Origin of the sequence: Microcoleus sp. bin48.metabat.b7b8b9.023 (assembly GCF_013299185.1) — a bacterium.
Lineage (GTDB): Bacteria > Cyanobacteriota > Cyanobacteriia > Cyanobacteriales > Microcoleaceae > Microcoleus.
This window is the reverse complement of record NZ_JAAFKG010000045.1, coordinates 36,460-60,612: the sequence shown is the minus strand read 5'-3', so window position 1 is coordinate 60,612 and position 24,153 is coordinate 36,460. Positions and strand designations below refer to the sequence as shown.

The 24,153-nt window shown below is 46.8% G+C and carries 12 protein-coding genes; 6 read left to right on the top strand and 6 right to left on the bottom strand.

Translation table 11 applies throughout. From position 1 onward, the window contains the following. Positions 1-220: 220 nt before the first annotated feature. From QZW82_RS22700 to QZW82_RS22690, 3 genes are all read left to right on the top strand, one after another. Complete coding sequence (locus QZW82_RS22700; RefSeq protein WP_293153215.1) at positions 221-964, top strand: transposase; 744 nt, start codon at positions 221-223, stop codon at positions 962-964. Between the two features lie 167 nt (positions 965-1,131). Beyond that, complete coding sequence (locus QZW82_RS22695) at positions 1,132-1,974, top strand: pentapeptide repeat-containing protein (RefSeq protein WP_293153212.1); 843 nt, start codon at positions 1,132-1,134, stop codon at positions 1,972-1,974. A gap of 186 nt (positions 1,975-2,160) precedes the next feature. Then, positions 2,161-2,985, top strand: a complete 825-nt coding sequence (locus tag QZW82_RS22690) for a sulfite exporter TauE/SafE family protein (RefSeq protein ID WP_293153230.1) — start codon at positions 2,161-2,163, stop codon at positions 2,983-2,985. A gap of 242 nt (positions 2,986-3,227) precedes the next feature. Here the strand turns inward: QZW82_RS22690 and QZW82_RS22685 are convergent, their stop codons facing one another. Continuing rightward, positions 3,228-4,025 (bottom strand): hypothetical protein, encoded by a 798-nt coding sequence (locus tag QZW82_RS22685; RefSeq protein ID WP_293153209.1) that lies wholly within the window; start codon positions 4,023-4,025, stop codon positions 3,228-3,230. Positions 4,026-4,653: 628 nt separating this feature from the next. Between QZW82_RS22685 and QZW82_RS22680 the strand changes: the two genes are divergently transcribed. Together QZW82_RS22680 and QZW82_RS22675 are read left to right on the top strand one after the other, a co-directional pair. Beyond that, the gene (locus QZW82_RS22680; protein WP_293153206.1) at positions 4,654-4,980 is read left to right on the top strand and encodes a hypothetical protein; all 327 of its coding nucleotides are present in this window, start codon (positions 4,654-4,656) and stop codon (positions 4,978-4,980) included. 181 nt (positions 4,981-5,161) lie between these two features. Continuing rightward, positions 5,162-5,701, top strand: coding sequence for a GIY-YIG nuclease family protein (locus tag QZW82_RS22675; RefSeq protein ID WP_293153203.1), 540 nt, complete (start codon positions 5,162-5,164; stop codon positions 5,699-5,701). A gap of 295 nt (positions 5,702-5,996) precedes the next feature. Here QZW82_RS22675 and QZW82_RS22670 read toward each other — a convergent pair whose 3' ends face one another. The 3 genes from QZW82_RS22670 to QZW82_RS22660 all read right to left on the bottom strand — a co-directional run bounded on the left by QZW82_RS22670 (position 5,997) and on the right by QZW82_RS22660 (position 18,144). Further along, positions 5,997-7,340, bottom strand: a complete 1,344-nt coding sequence (locus QZW82_RS22670) for a response regulator (protein WP_293153200.1) — start codon at positions 7,338-7,340, stop codon at positions 5,997-5,999. 115 nt (positions 7,341-7,455) lie between these two features. Beyond that, on the bottom strand, positions 7,456-12,078 hold the full coding sequence (locus QZW82_RS22665; protein ID WP_293153197.1) for an ATP-binding protein: 4,623 nt from the start codon (positions 12,076-12,078) through the stop codon (positions 7,456-7,458). A gap of 555 nt (positions 12,079-12,633) precedes the next feature. Then, positions 12,634-18,144, bottom strand: a complete 5,511-nt coding sequence (locus tag QZW82_RS22660) for a PAS domain S-box protein (RefSeq protein WP_293153194.1) — start codon at positions 18,142-18,144, stop codon at positions 12,634-12,636. Positions 18,145-18,691: 547 nt separating this feature from the next. Here QZW82_RS22660 and QZW82_RS22655 point away from each other — a divergent pair. Next, positions 18,692-22,504: a sugar-binding domain-containing protein gene (locus QZW82_RS22655; RefSeq protein WP_293153191.1), complete on the top strand. Its 3,813-nt coding sequence runs from the start codon at positions 18,692-18,694 to the stop codon at positions 22,502-22,504. Between the two features lie 519 nt (positions 22,505-23,023). Here the strand turns inward: QZW82_RS22655 and QZW82_RS22650 are convergent. Continuing rightward, on the bottom strand, positions 23,024-23,269 hold the full coding sequence (locus QZW82_RS22650) for an HNH endonuclease (RefSeq protein WP_293153188.1): 246 nt from the start codon (positions 23,267-23,269) through the stop codon (positions 23,024-23,026). Beyond that, complete coding sequence (locus QZW82_RS22645) at positions 23,266-23,721, bottom strand: KGK domain-containing protein (protein ID WP_293153185.1); 456 nt, start codon at positions 23,719-23,721, stop codon at positions 23,266-23,268. The genes QZW82_RS22650 and QZW82_RS22645 overlap by 4 nt, the downstream gene beginning before the upstream one ends. Positions 23,722-24,153 lie beyond the last annotated feature (432 nt).

The window sequence follows — 24,153 nt, the reverse complement described above, 5'->3', positions numbered from 1 at the left end:
ATTTTCTCAGAAGCGTTGATATTTGTCAGACCACTTGGGAGTGGAACTCTCCGGGCTTGGAGTATCTGCACAGTATTATCACGACAGCACAGTGCAAAAATTATACCGAGATTACAATTGTGCAGGCACAATACCGTGGCGATCGACAAATTGGATTTTAAAACCCCGTCTTTCTAGGATGGCTTAATTAAACCGTAATATTTACAGAATAGATTCTATAATGCAACACATGACACAGAGAGCATTCAAGTACCGCTTTTACCCAACGTCCGAACAGGAATCCCTGTTGAGGCAGACTGTGGGTGGCCCGCGTCTTGTCTACAATTGTGCCGTCGCCACTACCACAGAGGCTGGGTGCGATCGACAAGAACGAGTAAGGTATGTGGAAACTAATGTAATGCTGGCTCAATCGAAAAAACAAGAAGATTTACGGTTTTTAACGGAAGTTAGCAACGTCCCACTCCAACAGGGATGGCAACACCTCCAAACAGCATTTACCAACTTCTTTGCAGGTCGGGCAAAATACCCGAACTTCAAAAAGCAACAGAATGGTGGCACTGCTGAATATACGAAAGCTACTTTTCGGTTGAAAGATAGCCAAGTATTTTTACCTAAATTTTCCGAGCCATTAAATATTTATGGGATCAGAGAGATTTCTTCCTGTGTTGAACAATCTACTGTTACGGTGAATTTTTCACCACCGGGAAGATGGACTGTTTCTCTGTTGGTGGATGTCGATCTTGAACCATCACCTGCATCTTCTAATCAAATAGAGATCGACTTAGATATTACCAACTTGATTACATTAAGTACAGGTGCAAAATTTGGTAATTCTAAAACTTTTCAAGCTAAGAATCGTAAATTGTGTAGAGTGCAGAAGGCTTTGAATTATCAGCAAAAAGCACCTAACAATAGATATAAAGACAGTTTGAAAGTCGCGGTCAGTACGCGAGAGCGAACGTAAGACCCGATAGAAACACTTCTGAAGGGCAGTTGCTAAAAAGCAGAAAATCTAAGAATTAATTCTTGGAATCCCTGCATCTGATAGTCAGGGAGTATGTCAAGTGGGATGATGTGTGTGGCAAAACCCATCACTCTAACGTTTGAAACAAAAATTGCGAGGCGAATGACATGGAGGCCGATCGAATTCTGAGGCAATATGCGGCCGGAGAAAGAACTTTTCGAGAGATTAACCTCGCGGGAGCCGACTTAAAAGGGGCAAACCTCAGCGAGGCTAATTTTACCCGAGCGAATTTCCAAAACGCAAACCTCAAAGGCGCTAACCTGACGGGAGCGAACTTGCGCGAGGTGAAATTGGGTGGGGTGGACATGACGGAAGCCAACCTCACCGAAGCAAATCTCATCGGTACCGATTTGACCCGCGCCAATCTCAGCGGGGCTAACCTGGTGGGAGCAAACCTCCGCGGCTCAATGGCGAGAGAAGTCAACATGACTAAGGCAAATTTGACGGAAGCAAATTTGACAGAAGCCAACTTTACCGAAGCGAATTTGTTTGCGGCTAACTTAACCGAAGCTAGTATGATTCGCACTAATTTGATGAAGGCCAATTTGAGTTGGTCAACTCTCAAAGCCGTAAACCTGACAAATGCTATCCTCAGCGATTCGCTTTTAGAAAGAGCCAATCTGACTCAGGCAATTCTCAGTGGGGCGATGCTGAGCGGGGCCAACCTGACTGGTGCAGACTTGCGCCAAGTCACGATGGTTGGAGCTAATCTTAGCGAAGCTAATCTGAGCAATGCTAATTTGAGAGTTGCCAATATGAGTTGGTCAACTCTGCGCGGTGCTAACTTGAGCGGTGCTAATTTGTACCGGGCGAAGCTGTGTTGGTCTAATTTGAGCGGGGCTGTTTTGGTGGAAGCGGTTTTGATTGATGCTAATCTCAATCGAACTAACTTCCGCGATGCAGATTTGAGGCGGGCAATTATGCCTGACGGGGCTACTAATGAGTCTTAAGAGTTAACTGTTAACTGTTGACTGTTGACTGTTGACTGTTGACTGTTAACTACTGAACTACTGACTAATATCATGTCCGGTTGAATAGTTATCATACTTTTGTCCGACCATGCCCATGCCCAATTCCCAATGCCCAATGCCCTATGCCCGTACAGGTTTATCCAGCAATTAACCGGACTTGATATAATGACTGTCAGTGAATTATTGATTCTGGGTGCTGCCGGACTGTTTGCCGGTATTCTAGCTGGTTTTTTGGGTATCGGTGGCGGTACGGTACTCGTGCCGTTGTTGGTGGCTCTCAAGTATGCTCCGGTGCAAGCGGTTGCTACTAGCGGTTTGTCGATCGTAATTACGGCTCTTTCTGGCAGCATCCAGAATTGGCGTATGGGCTATCTCAACTTGAGTCAAGTCGCAGGCATCGGATTTCCCGCCGTCATCACAGCACAAATTGGTGCTTATTTGGCGGGGATATTTCCTCCTTATTTGCTGTTAGTTACTTTTGGGTTGTTGTTGTGGCTGAATATTTATTTGATTGAAGTTCGCAAGCGCCTGACTGCTAAGAAAGCGGAAGAAGAAGGGGAAGAATCAGGCTCAATTCCCAGTTCCCAATTCTCAAATAATTCAAATATTTTATTTAATCCAACTTTTGCTAAAATTGCGACAGGCAGTGCTGCCGGTTTATTGGCAGGTTTGTTCGGCGTAGGCGGCGGCGTGATTATGGTTCCCTTGCAAATTTTGCTGTTAGGGGAAAGCATTAAAAAGGCAATTCAAACGAGTTTGGGCGTCATCGTGATTACGGCAATTTCGGCGACGGCGGGACACGCGGCGCGCGGGAATGTTTTGTGGGTTGTGGGGTTGATTCTAGGCGCTGGCGGTTTGTTGGGCGCGCAAATCAGCACCAGGTTTTTGCCGAGATTGCCCGATCGCACTATTAGTTTAGCATTTCGATCGCTCTTAGCAATTTTATCAATCTATATTTTCTGGCAAGCTTGGCAAAAGTTTCGTTATTAGTTATTAGTTATTAGTTATTAGTTATTTGCAAGGGTTAGAGAGTCTCCGCTATCAGACTATAAAATTAGTTCGTAGTGAGGACTTTAGTCCTCATAAATCAAGGACTAAAGTCCTCACTACAAACATTTTTTCTTATCGGTAATTGAGCGTATCTGAGATTATTTGCGATCGGTTATTGGCAGCAAAGCCAGAAAACAAGGTAAATAACAAACAACCAATAACCAATAACCAATCACCAATAACTACTGACTAAGTTTCTTGACAGCGCGAGTCAAGCGCAGCAAATAAGGCTTGACAATTTCTTGATTTTGCCGCTGCAACTCGGAAACTTGCTCCTGCAAGTGCTGAATCTCGGTTTGCAGAGTCGCTGTGTCTATTGTCGGTCGATCGAGCAAATCCTGCAATTGCTTCAAAGAACCTTGGATTCGATCCAAGTCTACTTCGTTCGATCGCTCCTGCAACTCTGCTGTAATAGTTCTAACCTCAGTTAACTTCTCGTCTAGCAACAAAAATCGGACGTTGACATTTTCCCAATCATGCTCTCTGAGGGCGCTATTTTCCAGAATGCGGAGTTTTTCCTGCAAACCCGACAGGATGCTGTAGAGTTCTTGAGAATCGGCAGGAAGTGCCTGCGCTTGGCGTTCGAGTGCGGCTACCGCAGCTTGTATGTCGGCGATGGCGCCGGATTCCAAAATACCGAGTTTTTGTTTTAAGTCGGAGACGGTAGAATCAAGTTTGGTAAGTTCTCCAGGTAGTTTCTGAACTTGCTGCGATCGAGCTTCTGCTACGGCCTGTACCTCTGCGATGGCAGAATTTGCCTTTTGTTGGATTTTTTGCTCAAAACGCTGGCGATTGGCGAGATTCAGCGAGAGTGCTGCGGTTAGCGGGGCGGCAGCGTAGAGAATTTGCCCCGACAATCCCGCAGCAATGGTGCCAATCGCTGAACCGGCAATAGAGGCGTATTCTGCCAATTCTAGCCAATCCTGCTGGTTTGGGGAAATTCTCATCGTGGGGAATGATGCGTCTTCGATCTTCTGCATAGCCTTTTAGTCGTAGTCTGATAGATTGCGATACCGACATGATAAGAGCGATCGGCAAATAAATCAGGGCTATTTTTGACACTCCCCACGGCGGTCGCCGGGGGATTCTCCAAGCCGAACTTGGAAGGGATAGGCAAATATCCCCCTAGACCCTTCAAATCAACTACCAATACTAGAGGTGTTGCAGTTGGGCTTACTTTTAGTTTTTCTTTTGCTTTGGGAGTCCATCACAAGCCAGATAGGTACGCTCCTCAACCTGCCATTATTTGCCCTTTCTAAGTATTCCGGTTCTAGCCGGATATCTGAGTTGCCGGGATTTCTCCGTACTAGGATGATTCAACGCGCAGACGGTTATTCATACTCACCCAATTACATTACCATGCTTAGTCCCCAAATACAATATTTACTGGCGGTTAAAACCGCAGACCGACTAATCCCCACGTCTCAAGCCGGGGGCTTGCGTCTAGTTTTCTGGTCAAAATTTCGGGATTATCATATTTCTATCGGCAGCTCTGCTGAATAATTTTTGCTTTCAACACGGCCAGTCTCAGGTAAAATTCAGGATATGTCGATCGCCTAAAAGTTAACCGACAACCGTTAACCGCCGTCTGTCAGGAGTATACAGAAAATGGGTCTCAAGATTATTGAAAGCTATGATAGCAGTTTTGTCCTAGAACCGGATGCTAAAGCCGCACTCTTCCATTCACTAACAGGTGAAAGCTTTCTCCAACAAGTAGCGATACAATTGCAGTGCTCGCGGATTGAGTTTGCCGAGTTACTTTTTCAGCCAGTCCCTTACAGCAGCGAGACGCCCAAGGGAATGCCTGCGGAATTTGAAAAGTATCACGAATCGATCGATTTTGCGATCGTCAACGTCCCGCCTAATTTCATGTTTCAAGCCAAAATATTTAAACCCAGCCGCCTCTGTGCCGTTTATCGCGTTTTCAAGAATTAGGTAAAGAAGAAGGAAGAAGGAAGAAGGAAGAAGGAAGAAGGAATATGCAATAATAGCAATGGTTTCAGCGATTAAAACCGCGATGCACCCTCGCGCAGTCGAATGTGTTATAACCGTCTTGGAAATTGCTAGAAATGCAGGTAAACGGTAGGAATAATTTACGATCGACTATTCACAAAAAATGACAGAAGAGATTCAGAATTTAGCTAGTTTAGAATTTATTCCCTACATTGATGCTGAGGGAAAATTGCCGGAGTTCGTGCAGGGAAAAATCGGCGTTTGCGCGATTTTTGACGATCGGAAAGTGCTGCAATTTGTCGGCTATTCTCGCGATATTTACCTCAGCCTCAAACAGTATCTGGTGCGCCAACCGCACAACTGCTACTGGCTGAAAGTCCAAACTATCGACAAGCCCAGCCGCACTATTCTAGAAAGCATCCGAGCGAGTTGGATTGCCGAAAACGGTTCCCAGCCCCAGGGAAACGGTGCCGATGCTACCAAGTGGAACGATCCCATTGACACCAAAACTGTCATGACTTCGCAAGAAGTAGCAAATTATGAAGGTATTGTCGCCGATGAACTTGCCAAAGATAAATTGTTGAAAAATGTAGCTCGCCGCGTGGAAAATGAAATTTTAGCGCTGCTCAAATCTCGCGGTGTAACTGAAGAAATCCGGTTTAATCCCAAGCTAAAAACTAGCGGCTTGCTGGATTTGAAGTAACTACAATAGTCCTGACTGCCAACCGGGAGGTACGTAGTTGCGCTTCAGCGCTCTTTCTTAAGATTATAAAGCAATACGGTTGACTTAAGAACAATCTGAGTTTCTAGAAATGCCTGTATCGCCTATAAAATCGCGATCGGAAATTCGTCCAAAAGCCTTAACTGAACCGTATTGTATTATAAAGAGCGCTGAAGCGCAACTACGTACCTTGAAGATTACTATTGTATTATAAAGAGCGCTGAAGCGCAACTACATACCTTGAAAAATAGTGCCGTTTCCCTACGATATTTCATCTTTAAATGTTAACATTTAATACGTCACATTGAACAGATATCGGAATCTGCAAAATGAACTCTGTTCCCCCACCGGGAATCGAAATACAACTGATTTTACCTCCATGTTTTTCTACTATAATATCGTGACTGATTGCCAAGCCCAATCCAGTACCCCTGCCGACAGGCTTGGTAGTAAAAAATGGGTCAAATATCCGGTGGCGCACTGCCTCGCAAATCCCGCAACCGTTATCGGCAATTAAAATCATAACGGACTGAGACTTTTGAGTTGCCAAGTTTGAATTTGGATTGTACAACGCAGGTTCTGAATCTGAACTTACTGAAGTGCTGATGGTAATTTTTCGGGGATAAGGTTGAGATTCCAGCGCATCAATAGCATTGATTAGCAGATTCATAAATACCTGATTTAATAGACTGGCATAACAGGTGATTTTTGGCAGTTTACTGTAGTGTTTTCTCACTTCAATCTCACCGATATTGTTGGCTCCTTTGAGGCGGTGTTGCAAAATAACTAAAGTATTGTCAATGCCTTCATGAATATCCACTGGCTTGCACTTTTCTTGACCCAGGCGGGAGAAGTTGCGAAAAGACAGCACAATCTCGCTAATTCGAGAAGTACCTTCTTTCATCGAACTTAGCAGTTTTGGATAATCATCTGCAATGAATTCGGGTTGAATTTTTTCCAATTCGCCGACAATTTCTGCCACGGGATGCGGGTAGTAATGTCGGTATAATTTGATGAGGCGAACCAAGTCTTGTGCATAGTCAGCAGCCATAGTAATATTGCCGGAGATAAAGTTGACTGGATTGTTGATTTCGTGAGCAATCCCTGCGGCTAGTTGCCCTAAAGAAGCCATTTTTTCCTTCTGTATTAACTGAGATTGAGTCTTCTTGAGTTCAGTTAAAGTTTCTTCGAGTTGCTGCGCGTAGGATTGTGTTTGCTGCAACAACTGGCGCTGCAAGAGTTGATTTGAGACGCGCGCCAAAACTTCTTGTTCCTGAAAAGGTTTTGTGATATAATCTACACCGCCAACTTCAAAGGCTTTGACTTTATCTAACACTTCATTTAAAGCGCTGATAAAAATGACGGGAATGTCTTTGGTGGTGGCAGAAGCTTTCAATACTTTGCAGACTGTGTAGCCGTCCATACTGGGCATCATGATGTCCAGCAAAATCAAGTCAGGAGGTGTTGATTCGATCGACCTTAGGGCTAGTTGACCGTCGGGTGCAGTGCGTGTTTTGTAGCCATGCCTCGATAGTATTTTAGCTAGAAGGTGCAAATTATTGGGAACATCGTCAACAATTAAAATATTCCCTTTTAAGACGGGAGTTGCTTCGTAATTCATATCTAGTCTGGTAAAATAACCTTTGTAGGTTTGATCGTTCGGACTTTAGTCCTCAAAGTTTGATGAGGACTAAAGTCCTCACTACGAACCCGATCTAATATCATTTTTATTTGGTTTAGGGACGGATGAGAGCTAGTATTTGATTGAACTGAAACTCGTTAGCTAAGGCGGCGAGAGCGCTAGCTAATGGGTCATTTCGATCGCGAATTTGCTCTATTTGACTGAGAATCAGCTCTAAATCGCACTCAATAGTGGCTTTTTCTAAAGCTGTCAGCCAATCCGTTGGTAAAGCTGCAACGTTTTCTGGAGTCGGAGCCTCGATTTGAGTTGGCTCCGGCACACTCTCCGGTTCATCGTAAATGTAACGCACTCCGAGATGTTTGTGGAGGGTGGCAAAGATGTCTGTCTCTCGAAAGGGTTTGTGGATAAAGTCATCCCAATCATTTGATACAGTAACACTTCGCGCTTCTTCGGCGTTAGCGGCACTCACGGCAATAATGACGGTAGTTTCACCTTTAACGGTGGCTTTAATGCGTTGCGTGGCTTCACCTCCATCCATTACGGGCATCCACATATCCATAAAAATTAAGTCCGGCTCAAAACTCGTCCACACTTCAATGGCTTCTACACCATTACAGGCTTCTTTGAGCTCAAAGTCAAAGGTTGCAAGGATTTTGAGCAGCAGTTGGCGGTTGTCCTCGCGATCGTCCACAATCAATATACGATAGCGCGGTTGGTTGGATTCTAGGGCGATCGCCCGACGCGACGGCTGTACCGGTTCAATCGCCGCCGCCTCAACTGCGCTGACGGGGATATCAAAGGCGAAGGTAGTCCCGTGTCCTACTTTACTGCGTACAGTAATGATGTCGCCCATCAGCTTGACAAAGTGTTGGCTGATGGCCAGCCCCAAACCGGTTCCCTGCTGAGATGTTTTTCCTGTTTTGGTTTGGACAAAGGCTTGAAAAAGCTGATCTAACTCATCGGGAGTCATGCCGCAGCCTGTATCTTCTATTTCAAAATGTAATTTGTAATTGATTGGTAATTGCTGATTTTCCTGTTCAATTACCGAACTTACTCTTACTGCAATGCCTCCCTCCTTCGTAAACTTAATGGCGTTAGAAAGCAGATTAATTAAAACTTGGCGCAACTTAACTTGATCGGCGTGCAAATATTCTGGAATATTCCTAGAGTAGCTAAATATTAACTCCAATTGTTGCTCGCGCGCCTGAAGTTGGAACATCTCTTCCACCTCGTTTAGCAGTCTGCTTAATTGAAAGTCTGTTGGGTTGAGTGTAATGCGTCCTGCCTCTATTTTGGCTAAATCTAATATTTGATTGATCAGACTTAGCAAGTGTTCTCCGCTGCGGTTGATGATGCCGATATTTTCCTGTTGTTCGCGGTTGAGGTTGGCAGATCGCTGCATCAATTGGGAGAATCCCAGAATTGAGTTAAGAGGGGTGCGTAATTCGTGGCTCATGTTGGCCAGAAAAGTGCTTTTGGCGAGGTTGGCTGCTTCTGCTGCTAAGGCGGCTTGTTGGAGTTCTACGGCTTGCTGTTGAGTGGCTTCGAGCAATTGAGCTTGTTGTAAGGCGACTTCGAGTTGAGTGCTAATTTGCAGCGCAATATTGATTTCTGCTGCGCGCCAAGTGCGGGGCCCAGAATTTTGATAGCTGGCGAGCAAACCCCAAAGTTGACTGCCGCAGAATATGGGGCAAATAATGTAGGCTCTGGCTTGAAATTGCTCTAACACTTCCACGTAACAAGGACTAAATCCAGCAGTGTATATGTCTTCAACCATGCGGTAACAAACACCTATATCGTAGATACCGCCTTGATTTTTTTGTAGGTAGGTATCTCGTACTCCTTCACCGCAGGCTTGTAAGTTTGTCGCCGCACAGCGAAAGTCGGTGGCGAGATTGTTTGGTAAATTAAGTTCGTCCAATTGTTGTATCACAGATATCCAGCCCTCCCCCATTGACTCGGCAACAAATTCGCCACTCCAATCTGGATTAAAACGATAGATAGCGACTCGATCGCATTTGAGTGTTTCTCGCAATTCTGAGGTTGTGGTTTGGAATATGGTATCAATATCTAAGGACTGACGGATGCGATCGATGCTGCGCCCGATTGCTTGTTCCCGCTGGGCGCTTTCTCGCAAAGCTGCTTCGGCTTGTTTGTAAGCGGTAATATCCAAGACAGTGCCGAACCAACGGATCAACTGCCCTTTTCTATCAAAAACGGGTTTCCCTCTCACTTCTATGTAAGTGAGCGAGCCATCTCTGCGGATCAGTCGCAGATCGAGTTCAAAGCTTTTTTTATTAATCGCTCTCTCCTGGAGCATGGTCAGATAGGGCGATCGATCTTCGGGATGAAAACGCTCGACTAATTCTGGGGTTGCTACGGGTTTTTGAGTCGGTTCGATCTCGAACATACGATAGAGTTCTTCACTCCAAGTGCTTGTTGCTTGGCCTATATCGTATTCCCAACTGCCAATCCTGGCAATTTTTTGGGCTTCCAGCAGTCGGGCTTCTGCCAACTGGCGATCGCTAATGTCCCTGGCCACCCAAACCACAGAGCGATCGGACAATGGCGAAATTTTAGCAGCAAACCAAACTTCTTGGTTGTTAATCTGCATCCTGTAATCAAAATTTATAGTTTGCTGGGTTTCTAATGCCTCTCGAACTTGAGTGAAATAAATGTCTTGGGAGCTCTCATTAAAAATTTGTTCTAGGATAGAGTCGAGCTGCTCTGTCTGATCGTTGTCTTGAAAAATTCCCTTAGTAGGTATAACTTGAATTGTTTTTTCTGGTAATTCTAAAATTAGTATAATATCTGCAATTGACTCAAAAATTTTCAGAATTCTTTGAGTAGAACTGTCAAGTTTTTGTTCTATCAACTTGCGCTCTGCAACTTCATCATTTAATAGTTCGTTAGCCAGAGCTAGGTCAGCAGTACGTTCCGCAACTTCGGCGGCTAAAGTGCGATTGTAGTCAGTTAATAGTTTTTCAGATTGTTTGCGCCCTGAGATGTCAGTAAAAGTATTGATGGCATAAATAATCTTGCCGCCTGTATCGAAAATTGGTGTGGCGCGCACCTCAAGCTTAATAATTTCCCCATATCGATGAATTTCTAAATCCTCAACGAGCAACGTTTCGCCCCGCAGTGCTCGGAAGGCCGGAAATTTTTCAGTTGGACAAAGCTGGTTTTCGTAGTAGAGTTGATAAACTTCTGCCATTTCTTCTAAGGTCGCATCGGGAATATTTTGTACGCCGATCAAATGCTTGGCAGTTTGGTTTAAATAGACGACTTTACCCGAGGCATCGTGGATAGATATCCCCGCTGGTATGGCTTCCAGAAATTGCTTGAGTTGGCTCTCGCTTTGCGCTAAAGCTTGTGTTAAAGATTTTTGTTCGGAAAAAGCCTGTTGCAGTTGCACTGCCATCAGATTGAAGGAACTGGTGAGGTCTCCGAGTTCATCGAAGCGTCTAATTTCTAAAGGTCGATGCCATTCTCCTTTTCCTAAATTTTTGGCGGCGGTATTCAAGCGCAAAATGCGTTGTGTTAGCCAACGGGCAGTCAACAATCCGATCGCGATCGCCAACACCAGCGTACCTGCACACAAGTACAATGTATTGTAGGTATTTGCTTGAATGCGAGCCATGAAATCCGACTCTGGCACCACCACCACAATCAACCAATCCAAGCCATAGGCATCTCCATAGGGAGCGACGCTGACAAACTGCGGAGATCCGTTGCTCGTCATGGTAAATTGCTGAGCTCTATCCAGCGAACTCAAGTTGGCAAAGCGGTTGGTGAGTTGCCGAGCAATGTCTCGGGTGCGGGTATCCTGGCTGTTGGTGGCTAGCAATCGCGTCGGTGGCTGTTTTCCTTGCTTGACAAAGGGCGTTTCTAGGGTGGATGTAGCAACCAGATTGCCCGATCGCTCCATAATAAAGGTCTGTCCCGATTTAGGGAAGTAGAGGCGATCGAGAAAACTGCTAATTGCCGACAGCCCATAATTTGAAGTAAAAACCCCCCGCCATTTGCCAGCAGCATCCTTGATGGGAGACACCGCAACAATTCCTAACTTCGGCATAACGTTGAAAACAACAATTGGCGACCAAGTTTGTTTGTTGGAGGCTTTGGCGTGGCGAAACCAAGCAGTTTCGCGGTTATCCATAGGGATGCTATAGAGCAGTTTTAGGGGATTGCCTTTGGAGTCAACCGAGTAGTATTTCATTTTACCCAGGTCGGTACTTTTCATGCTGCCAAAAAAACGCGTACCGACTGAGAATTTCTCTCCTGTCACTTTTGTGACTTGTTGCACAAATTCCTCGCTCATCAGGCGCCCGTACCCAATTTGTTCTCCTCGCTCATTGACAAAAAAGCTCGATTGCAGTGTGGGGTTGAGGATTATTTGCTGCCAAAGTTTCTGTCGCAGTTGCTGAGTGTTGTTGAGGTTCAGCATTCCTTGTTCTACTGCTAGACGGTTGGCTGCTACGGCGTTCTGGGGGGCGTTGAGGTAGTTGGTGAGCCGATCGCCAATTCGCTCTCCTACTTGTTCCATTAACTGCTGTGCTAGATCCTCGACGGATTCCCGGCTGCTTTTGAAAGAAAGATAACCCACTAGCCCGACGGCGCTGACTGTTAGCAACACAAAGGGAACAATCACAACTGTTCCCAGGCGAGGTTTGCTGAAAATTTCGGCGGTTGGGCGGTTGAGGGGATTAATGAGCATGACGCGATCGAGGAGTTGGGCTGGCGATCGAATTTTAACTGTTGCAGTCTTCTGCGAGGTTAATTTCTAGGTATGTAGTTGCGCTTAAGCGCTCTTGATTTAGGTATGTAGTTGCGCTTAAGCGCTCTTGATTTAGGTATGTAGTTGCGCTTAAGCGCTCTTGATTTAGGTATGTAGTTGCGCTTAAGCGCTCTTGATTGAGGTATGTAGTTGCGCTTAAGCGCTCTTGATTTAGGTATGTAGTTGCGCTTAAGCGCTCTTGGTTATATATAAGCTCAGAGCGCTTTCATCGCAACTACGTACCTTTCGGAGCGCTTTCATCGCAACTACGTACCTTTCGGAGCGCTTTCATCGCAACTACGTACCTTTCGGAGCGCTTTCATCGCAACTACGTACCTTTCGGAGCGCTTTCATCGCAACTACGTGCCTTTCGGAGCGCTTTCATCGCAACTACGTACCTTTCGGAGCGCTTTCATCGCAACTACGTGCCTTTCGGAGCGCTTTCATCGCAACTACGTACCTAAGAGCGCTTTCATCGCAACTACGTGCCTTCTGTTAGTTTAAGGTTTTTAACTGAGCTAAAACTGTGGCGAATCGAGCAGAATCGATCGGCTTTGCTAAGTGTTCGTCGTAACCGGCCTCGATCGCCCGATGCCGGTCTTGTTCGCTAGCATAAGCTGTCAGCGCCACAGCGGCCAAGCGCTTGATTTTGTCAGATTCGGACGATCGCACTTTGCGGATTAACGAGTAGCCATCCTCAACCGGCATCCCGATGTCGCTGACTAAAATATCCGGCGGCGACTGCTGTAAAATGTCGATCGCCTCTTGGGCTGAAGCAGCAGCCATCGCCAGAGCCCCCAACTGTTTCAGCGCCAAAACCAAAAACTCGCGGTTGTCGGGTTCGTCATCAACTACCAACACCTTTAAACCAGCCAAAATACCAGGACTCACGGCAGCTAATTGCCTTTCTTCTCTCAACTGCGGCTGCTGACTCCGACGCTGTTTCAGGGGCAGCATTACTGTAAATGTCGCCCCGAGTCCCTCTCCGGGACTTTCGGCGCGTACAGTGCCGCCGTGGAGTTCCACCAAGTGCCGGACGATCGCCAATCCCAGTCCCAAACCCCCGTAAGCCTTAGTAATTGAGCCATCTGCTTGTCGGAAGCGATCGAACACGTAGGGCAAAAACTCAGGAGAAATGCCTTTGCCGGTATCGCTGACAATAATTTGTACGTAATTAGGTGATGGGGAATTAGCAACAGCTACCGCAGACAAACGCAGTTGGACAGTTCCCCCGGATGGCGTAAACTTGACGGCGTTAGTCAGCAAATTCGAGACTACCTGCTGCAACCTCTGGGCGTCGCCCCACATCAAACTGACTGCGGGGTCAAATTCCGAGGAAACAGTCACAGACTTAGCCTGAGCGGCGAAACTGACACAATTGAGGGCAACTTCGATCGTCTTTGTCATGACGAACCAGCCGGGTTTTAGAACCAGCTTGCCTTGAATAATCCGGGAAACATCGAGCAAATCTTCGACTAGCTGCGTTTGCACCCTGGACTGACGCTCGATCGCTTCTAAACCGCAGGCTAAAGAATCTGGTGTGTACGGGCGGGTGCGGAGCATTTGGGCCCAACCCAGAATTGCGTTTAAAGGTGTCCGCAGTTCGTGGGAAAGAGTGGCTAGAAACTCGTCTTTCCGGCGGTTGATGGCTTCTGCTTCTGCCCGCGCGGCTTGTTCGCGATCGAGCAACTGAGCGAGTTCTGCCTCGACTTGCTTGCGATCGCTGATGTCGGCGACGATCGACATACAGTTAATGTTACCCTTGGCGTCGCGGACAGGAGTTGCCCACAAACCGATATCGATCGAAGTGCCGTCTTTTCTTTGGCGCTGGGTTTCCACTCCGGCGATCGCATTTCCGGCGCGAATTCCTTTCAAGTTCGCCCTGAATTCCTCCCGCTTGTCTGGGGGAACGCTGGGCAAAAATTTACCTACCACTTCTGATTCTGGCCAGCCAAAAATCCTCTCAGCGGCTGGGTTCCACATTTTCACAATCCCGTCGTCGGCGCCCAAAACGGTAATTCCCAGGGGACAAGCCTGGATCAAGGCTTCCAAAGTTTGATTGATTTGCGATCGCGCTTCTTCTGCTTGTTTGCGATCGGTGATATCGACGTTCACGCCGATCGTTCGCAGGGGCAAACCGCGATCGTCCTGAAATACCCTAGCCCTGCAAGCAATCCAGCCGATGCTGCTGTCGGGGCGGCAGATGCGGAACTCGATGTTTAATTCCTCGCCGGAAGTCGCCGCCGCCTCTATCTGCTGTTCGGTGAAAGTGCGATCGTCTGGATGCACCATTGCCAGCAAATTTTGATAGCTGCTCAAAAAACCGCCGGCCGGCAGCCCGTACAAAGCCTCTAACTCCGGCGTACAGGCGAGTTCTCCTGTTTGGACGTTCCATTCAAAAGTTCCGATTTTGCCTGCTTGCTGAGCGATTTGCAGCCGTTGTTGATTGTTTTTGAGTTCTGCTTCCACCCGCGAGATTTCGGTCAAGTCAATGTAGAATCCGACGATCGTCTCCGGTTCGGCCTTGTCAGGGCACAAAGTCGTCGCGCCCATCAGCACCGGCACCCGACTGCCATCTTTGCGGATGTACTCTTTCTTAAAAGGAGTTGCGACTCCCGACGCCCGCAGTTCCCCGGCCGCCCGGGCGTCGAGGTGGAGGTATTCGGAGGGGGTCATATTGTCCCACCGCATTTGACCGGAGAGTACGTCTAAGCGAGTATAGCCCACCATGTTGAGCAGGGAGTCGTTGGCGTAGGCGATGCGGCCGGTAAAATCGCCGATCGCGACTCCGAAAATATTTGAGTCTAACAGTCGCCGGAATAAAGCTTCACTTTGCTGGATTACCCGTTTTGCTTGGTTGCGATCGGTGATTTCGGCAACCACGGTGCTGACTCCCAACAGCGTTCCCGATTCATCGATCACGGGGTAAAAGCTGACTTGCCAATCCCGCACAACTCCCGGCTGTTGAAGGGTTTCTGCCTTAAGTTCCATGTCGAGTACGGGGGTTTGCGTAGCGAGCACTTGGCGGTAAATCGGCTCTACGAGATCGGCAAGTTCCGGTATCGCTTCTCTGACGGTGCGTCCGATGTGATCTGCGATCGTGCGGCCGTTGATCGCAGCCAGGAATTCGTTCATGCGGATGTAGCGCAAATTGGTATCGAGAAAGCACAGCCCGACTGGTGTGGTGTTGTAAACTAAGTCGAGTTCTGCTAGTTGGTTGCGAATGCGAATTTCGTTTTCTCGGATCTGGTTTTGAGCTTGTTTGCGATCGGTGATATCGACCACGAAGAACGAGCCTTTGTCTGTGCATCCTTGCAAGTTTCCGCCCCCGATTAAAATTGGAAAGCGCGTCCCATCTTTGCGGATGAATTCTTTTTCATAAGGCGCACAACTTCCTGATATTGCGATTTGGGCGATGGCCGCGCGATCGAGTTCTGCGTATTCCGGCGGCGTGATATTGCTCCAGTGGATTCTTCCTGAAATTAAGTCTTCTCTCGTATATGCAATCATGTCCAGAAAGGCGTCGTTAGCTTCAGTAATTGCGCCGCCTGCCTCCCAAAAACCGATGCCGATCATGTTAGAATCTACCACGCTGCGGAAGCGCGTTTCACTTTCCCGCAAAGCTAATTCTGTTTGTTTGGCTGCGGTAACATCTGCGATAATTATGCCAGCGCCGATGATTTCTCCCCTTTCATTTTTCACCGGGTAGTAGTTGGCGAGCCAGTAGCCGAAATATCCGGGTCTTCCCCCATGTTCGCCGCTGACTTCTACATTTAAAACAGGTTCGCCGGTTTCTAGAACTTGCTGAATTATTGGTGCAAAATTGGCTGCGGATTCTGGCAACAATTGACGGTAGTCTTGGCCGAGATGCTGTTGGGCTGACAAACCGTTGAGTTCTGCTAATACTTGGTTGATGCGGATGAAGCGCATTTCGCGATCGAGAAAGCAAATCGCTAGGGGAGATGCTTCTAACAGCGAGTCAATTAAGGCGAAGGATTGCGATGTTTGAGCTAGTGCTTGCTGCGCTTCTGCATAAAGTCTGGCGTTGTCCAGGGCGATCGCCACGCGGTATGCTAAATCTTCTAGCATTGCCATATCTTCTGCACTGTAGCGGCGCCCCAACTTTGAGGTAAAGCAACTGATCGCACCCATTACCCGCCCGCGCGCCTTCAGCGGTACGCAAGCGTAAGATCCGATATTGAGCGATTGCAACATTTCAATTTCTGCTGCATTTTCGGCTGTTTCTCCTAAAATCTCCTCATCCACTTCGGCAATTAGTTGGGATTGGCCGGTGCGAATTACTAGCGGATAGCCGTTAACAGCGCGATCGGCGATCGGGCTGCAAACTCTCAACTTATTAATCGTATCAACCGTAGAGGCTTCTGCGTGAGCCACAGCGACTTTGCGGACTTTTGAGTCAGTTTCGGTCAAATGAATGCAGCACCCGTCAGCAACAGAATTAACTGCTAATTCAGCGACATTTTGCAGCACTGTTTCTCCGTCAAACGCAGCAGCCAAAATTTTGCTAACTTCTGCTAAAAATGCCGATCGCTGCTGTTCTATTTGGGCTTTTTCTCGGGCTGCTTGCTCGGTTGCCAACTGCAATCTTTGACTTTCTGTAAGTTTGAGTTCTGTGATATCGCGGGCAACAATTAACGCCGATTCTGGTACGCCGTCTTTGTCAAACTCTGGAACTACGCGAGATTGATAACTTCTGATGCCGTCGGTTGAGTAAGCCTGAAATTCGATGATTTCTTCTCGACCAGTTTCTAACACTTTGCGGAGAGTTTCATCCCACCTCTGGCAAAGTTCCGGCGGCATTCCTGTCTCTTGACTGGTTTTCCCGAGGAAGAATGAAATTGGTTTTCCTTGACTTCTAGCAACTGCTTCGTTGACATAAATATAACGCAGTTCTTTATCGGTGCGGATAATCACATCGGGCGTATTTTCTAGCAGCGTTCTCAGTTGCTGTTCGCTGCTAGACAAAGCTGCTTGTGTTTGCTGTCTTTCAGTAACATCTCGCACCGTGCCCACGTGTCCGATGAGTTCCCCACAGTCGGAGAACATCGGCGCCGAACCAACATTAATCCAGCGCACAATCCCCTCTGCTGTTTGCAGGCGATACTCGATCGCATATTCCCCAGGTTCCCGAGTATAATCCAGCCATCGGCTCAATACGCGAGATCGGTCTTCCGGGTGAATGCAATTTTCCCAACCGTCTCCTAAAAGTTCTGCCAAACTCAAGCCGCAAATCGCCTGAGTGCGAGGGTTTGCATAGGTGTAGCGCCCCTCAAAATCTGCCATGAAAATTCCCACAGGCGAACAGGAACTCAAACAGCGAAATCGCTCTTCTTGAGCTTGCAGCGCTTCTTTAGCTACTGTTAGCTCAGCCGTGCGCTGTTTGACGCAGTTTTCTAGCGTGGTGTAGGATGAAGCCAGGGCTATTTCTGCTAATTTGCGATCGGTAATATCGATACCACTTGCGATCGCATATTCTACCAAGCCATCAATACCCAGCATCACTGTATTCGACCAAGAAATGAAGCGCTTGTCGCCATTTTTAGTGCGCCAATAGTTTTGATATTCGCTGTAAACAACTTCTGCGTTTAGATTAGCAAAAACTGTTTGGGCTGCCTCAACTTCTTCGGGAATCAAGAACAGATCCCAAACATATTTATCCAGAACTTCGGCTGCCGAGTAGCCTGTGGTTTTTTCGCAAGCTTGGTTGAAGCGGACAATTCGTCCTCGACTGTCGAGAACTACAATCAAGCAAGCTGTGGTATCAGTTACTTTTGAGATAATCTGGCGTTCTATTTCTAGTTCTTGTTCTGCGGACTTTAAACCAGCATACCAGCCGCCAACCATTGCAGTGGCAAGAAGTAAGATTGCAGGAGTTGCCTGAAGTGCAAACAGTAACAGAGTTGTCAGCAGTAAGGCCGTGCCTGCGGTAAATGTAGCAATGCTGTAAGATTTAATGGGTAAAGGCAAGACCTGAAACCGACTCATTTTTTTTTGACCTGTAGCGATGGCGCGATCGCACTATTTCTGTTTGTGCCTATAAAACAACATGGTTAAAAAAAATTATGTGTTTTTTCTATAACAAACCACATTTGTCGGCGCCGTGCCATCTTCCCACAGATAGATTTGCAAAAGTCAGTTGATAGTTGATAGTTGTCATTAGTCATCAGTCATCAGTCATTAGTCATCAGTAGTTCGAGCGTCCCCACTCCCGAACGTTATTAGTCATCAGTCAGAGGTAATCAGAAAAATGCTCTCACTATTCCCCTTTCCCACTCTCCCATCGGAAGCATCTACGCACAAGCTTTTATAGTGCGAGCGTCCCCGCTCGCGAGCTATACACACTCGCGAGCGGGGACGCTCGCACTACAATAAAAAATACTTTTTACAAAAACCAGATGCACCCCTCTCCCCCTCTCCCCCTCTCCCACTCTCCCCTTTCTCCACTCGTCGAAACCAAGCAATTGATGCGCGCAGCAGCTTATGATAAATGAAGAGACAAACTGGATAAGTTGATTTCTGGGAGGAACTTACGATGAATCACAAGCTGGCAAAAATTATCGGATTATTTTTCGCAGCCGCCATCGTCTTCGGATTCATCGGTTACGCGGTGCAAAATCCCAACTCGGTCAGCAACTCAGTAATGTCGATCGGCTTTCCCAATCTTACCCCAGCTACCGCCAGCGCGATCGACAACCAGCGCAACCAAATCTATCTCAACGGCACCTGGCAATTTGTCCCCGCCACAGGCAACCCCCAAAGTCCCCCCGCCTCCCCCAATTGGGGTTCCATCCAAGTACCCGGAGACTGGCAAGAAGAAAAAAACGAATTCATACCCGGAATCATCACTCGCGGCACCGGCAAAGACTGGGAAAACTTCAACAGCAAACAACTATCAAAAGCTTGGTATCAGAAAAAAATAGACATTCCCGGCGACTGGAAAAACCGCCGCATTTTTATCGACTTAGCCAGAGTCAGCACCGATGCAATTATCTTTGTCAACGGCATTAACTGCGGTCAAATCGAATGGCCCTACGGCAATATTGAAATTACCAAAGTAGCCAAACCAGGTCAAAATACCATATCTATTTTAGTCGCGGCAGTCTCCGACGAAAAAGACAAAGCCGTGATTATGAGTCCCACAGAAATATACACCACAAAATCCAACTTGCAATCGCGGGGAATCATCGGCGAAGTCAGGGTTCTTAGCGTTCCACAAGGCCCGCTAGTTAGCGATGTCTACGTCCAAACTTCCACCAGAAAAAAGCAAATTAAATTAGATGTAGAACTCAAAGACATTACCCAAAACGGTCAAGTTCAGCTTGTAGCACAAATGCTCGACGAAAAAGGCAAAGTCGAACAAAAATTTACAGGCACTGCAACCGTTCAAGCCAAACCAATTCAAACCGTAAAAGTCCAATGGGATTGGCCAAGTCCCCGCCTTTGGGATGCCGGCAAACCCAACCTTTACACCCTGCAACTAGAAGTAACAGGCAGCGGCGTAAAAACGCAATATCACCAACCCTTCGGATTCCGGGAATTTTGGGTAGAAGGGCGCAAATTTTTCTTAAATGGCACCGAGTTTCGCCTGCGTCCAGCCTTGCATTCCGATACTTGGGAAGGTGGCACAGTAGAAGTTTCAGACAGTTTAATAGACGGCTATGTAAAAGCTGGTTTCAATATAGCAGAAATCTGGCCTTGGAATCACGACGAACGGGGTAGATGGCACTTCCGAGAACTATTTTCCGAACGCGCAGATCTCAAAGGTTTTCCAATTATGGCTCCCGCATTAGATATTACTCCCATAGCTTGGAGCGAACAGTGGAATAACCGCCAAATTATCGATCGCTGGAAAGGGCGAATGACAGCAGAAATGCGCCGCTACCGCAATCATCCCTCAGTATTAATGTGGGCGACAAGTCCTAATTATTTCGGCAACGGTGACGACCAAAATCCCCGCCGCATCGGCAAGAAAACAGTAGAAGGAACAATCGGCCCCGTGGAAGACCAGCGTTTGCGGGCAAAAACCCCCCTGGGAAATGAAGCTTTTGCTGCCATGAAATCTGTAGACCCAACCAGACCTGTAATGGTACATCAAGGTGGCACTTTTGGCGATGTTTATTCGCTAAATTCTTATTTAAATGTGATGCCGTTGCAAGAAAGGGAAGAATGGATTTCAGAGTGGAGTAAAACCGGAGAAATGCCCTACATGGTAGTAGAATTTGGCACGCCTCTGCACGCGACCATGATGCGGAACCGCCAAGGTTTTGATAAGGTGATTGTTAGCGAACCTTGGATGACTGAATTTGCAGCAATTTACTTTGGCAAACAAGCTTACGACTTAGAAACTCCCACTTATAAACGTAAAATTCGCGAGCAATTTGTCAAGGATATGCAGTATAAAAGCTGGCACATGAGCAAGGATTTAGACTTTGCACCTGCTTTTCAAAAGTTGCAGTATTTATTCAGTACGAATACTTGGCGGACTTGGCGGACTTTTGGAATGTCTGGGGGCATGATTCCTTGGCAGCAAGGACACGGTTGGGATGTTTCGGATGCTGGCAGAACCAAGGTAGATCTGGGAGGATTTCAATCGGGTCGCCGAGGTGTTTATTTGAAGCAAGTGTCCAACAATCTGATGCATCATTTGCAACCAGAAGCTTACAAAATTTATCCGGCAGGGGAGGCAATTATGAATAATAACGGCCCTACTTTAGCTTGGATTGCTGGTGCTAATCAGGCTTTTGCTGCCAAAGATCGCAGCTTTTTTGCAGGCAGCAAATTGGCTAAGCAAATAGTATTAATTAACGATACGAGAGCGCAGCAGGATTTTGCAGTAAATTGGCGAGTTATGGTCGGGGGAGAAGAGGTAGCAACTGGGGAGAAGAAGGGGAAAATTGACACGGCAGGCACGCTATTTTTCCCAATTGACGTGAAATTGCCAAATACAATTTCTAGCAAAGCTGACGGCGAAATTCGTTTAACTGCACGAATTGGCGATCGGCCGCATTCTGATACATTTCCTTTCCGGGTGTTTGCCGCTCAAACCAAAGTCAAGGATACGCTAACAATCTTCGATCCAGTTGGCAAAACATCGGCCATGTTAAAGCAGTTAGGTTATAGTCTGGTTCCTTGGAATGGTTCGCAAGTTTTATCGCTATTAATTATCGGTCGGGAAGCCTTTTCTAGCGGGCAAAATTTCCCAGGAAATGTAGAAACTTTCGTGCGAAACGGTGGCAAAGCAATAGTATTTTCTCAGCGCCGGGAATGGCTGAAAAACATGGGTTTGAGAGTTGCCGAACACATCAGCCGCCGCGCCTATCCAGTTGACAGCAATCATCCAGCAATTATCGGTTTAGACGGTGAAGATATGCGGGATTGGATGGGGGAAAGTACGCTGCTTGAAGCTTATCCAGATACAACTCAAACTGGGTCAAGATTGAGTCCAGCAAATATGCCTTGGTACGGCTGGCATTGGGGAAATCGCGGCGCAGTCAGCAGCGCTTCAATTGAGAAGCCGCACCGCAGCGGTTGGCGACCAATTTTGGAATCTGAGTTTGATTTAGCTTATTCGCCGCTGATGGAATTGGATTATGGAAAAGGGCGGCTAATTTTAAACGAGTTGGATGTGGAAGACCATTATTCTGTAGATGGTGGGGCGGCGCAGTTAGTCCAGCAACTTGTGAGTTACGGGACGAATTCTCCAATGCTTGGAAAGCCGGATAAAGTGGTTTTAATTGGGGGAGACAAAGATGCCAAGAAGTTGGACAGTTTGGGGGTAATTTATCAGCGGGCTAATGCGCTTTCTCAGGATGTTGGTTTGGCGATTGTGGGTGCCGAAGCGAATCTGAAAGATGCAGATTTGCGTGCTTATTTGAATGGTGGCGGGAATGCGTTTTTCTTGCCGCGTCAAGTACCTGTTGCGGGTTTGGGCGTGGGTTTGCAGCAGGCGAAGGATTTCGGAGGTTCGCTGGCGGTGCCAGTTTGGGATGAGATGAAGGGGCTTAGCGGTTCGGATTTGCGATCGCGCTCTTTTTATGATACTTGGTTGATTAAGTCTGGGGGAGAAATCGGTGCTGACGGTTTGTTAAGCCGGGTTGCTGTAGGTAAGGGCGTGGCGATTTTCTCTCAAATTGACCCGGATAGTTTGAATGCTGATGCTAAGACTTATTTGCGTTTTACTCGCTGGCGGCAAACTCGGGCAAATGCTCAGATTTTGGCTAATTTAGGGGCGAGTTTTAAGGCTGATGGTGCTGTATTTAACGGTTCGAGTCAGGAGTTTTATCACCCGGATTATAAGACAGATTTTGAGAATGGCGACGATCCTTATCGGTATTATAGATGGTAGAATTTATAAGGTTTGTAGTGAGGACTTTAGTCCGCATAGGGTCAAAATTTCTTGGAACGGACTGAATTCCGCACTACAAACAAATAATAGAGGTTTGTAGTGAGGACTTTAGTCCGCATTGGGTCAAAATTTCTCAGAACGGACTGAAGTCCGCACTACAAACAGATAATAGAGGTTTGTAGCGAGGACTTTAGTCCGCATAGGGTCAAAATTTCTCAGAACGGACTGAAGTCCGCACTACAAACAGATAATAGAGGTTTGTAGTGAGGACTTTAGTCCGCATAGGGTCAAAATTTCTCAGAACGGACTGAAGTCCGCACTACAAACAGATAATAGAGGTTTGTAGTGAGGACTTTAGTCCGCATAGGGTCAAAATTTCTCAGAACGGACTGAAGTCCGCACTACAAACAGATAATAGAGGTTTGTAGTGAGGACTTTAGTCCGCATAGGGTCAAAATTTCTCAGAACGGACTGAAGTCCGCACTACAAACAGTCATTTCTATCTCGATAAAACTAATATTATAAGTCAAAGTGTCGCCGGAATCGGGGGTCTAGTTTGTCGGTTTTCCGTTGGTTGCAGGCGAGACACAGGGTTTGCAGGTTGCTGATGTCGTTGCTGCCGCCGCGGGCTAGGGGGATGATATGATCGATCGACAGTTGGGTTTCTTGTTTGGTTTGGCCGCAACTTTGGCACTGGTATTTGTTGCGAGTGAATACGTATTTTCTGACTTCTGGGGGAATGGAGATTCTAGGAGTTTTGCTCATGAATTGTTCGATTGATTTTCATGGTTTAGTAGTTGGCGGCGCAAATCATCGAGGGGTGATTCTGGTTGGCTAGTTTCTGATTGGTTGTTTTCTGGTGTTTCTTCGACTTCGGGTTCGTCTGGGCAAAACTCTACAATGACTCTAATTTTAACTTTACCTTTTTGCCAACCTTTAGCCCCTATTTTTAAGGCTTCACAGTTTATCCCGTTACCAAACCATTGTTGTTGCTGACTACAGTTAAGCCGTGCATTATATTCATTCGTATTTATTTTTAACAATTGAGTTTTAGATAAATCCTGAACTGCGGATTCTAGGTTAGAAACAACTGACGTTCTCATTATTTCCCTAAGCCTACCTACTTTAAATATCGTAGATCCAAAGGAAAAAACATCATCATTTCCGTAATTTTCTAGAAAAATATGTTGTTGCATATTTATGGTTGATTTTTGCAAAATACTCTATTAACGATTATCGGGTATTGCCTCATTTTTGGCAAGAATCCCGGCGAATAGAATTCGCGGCTATACAAACGATGTCCGCCTCCGCGGACTAAGAATTAAGAATGTCTTCAACCCGCGGAGGCGGGTTTTGTCTGTGTAGCCGCGATTTCCAATCGCCGTAATTGATGCTCTTTTAGCAAGAATCCCGGCGAATAGAATTCGCGGCTATACAAACGATGTCCGCCTCCGCGGACTAAGAATTAAGAATGTCTTCAACCCGCGGAGGCGGGTTTTGTCTGTGTAGCCGCGATTTCCAATCGCCGTAATTGATGCTCTTTTAGCAAGAATCCCGGCGAATAGAATTCGCGGCTATACAAACGATGTCCGCCTCCGCGGACTAAGAATTAAGAATGTCTTCAACCCGCGGAGGCGGGTTTTGTCTGT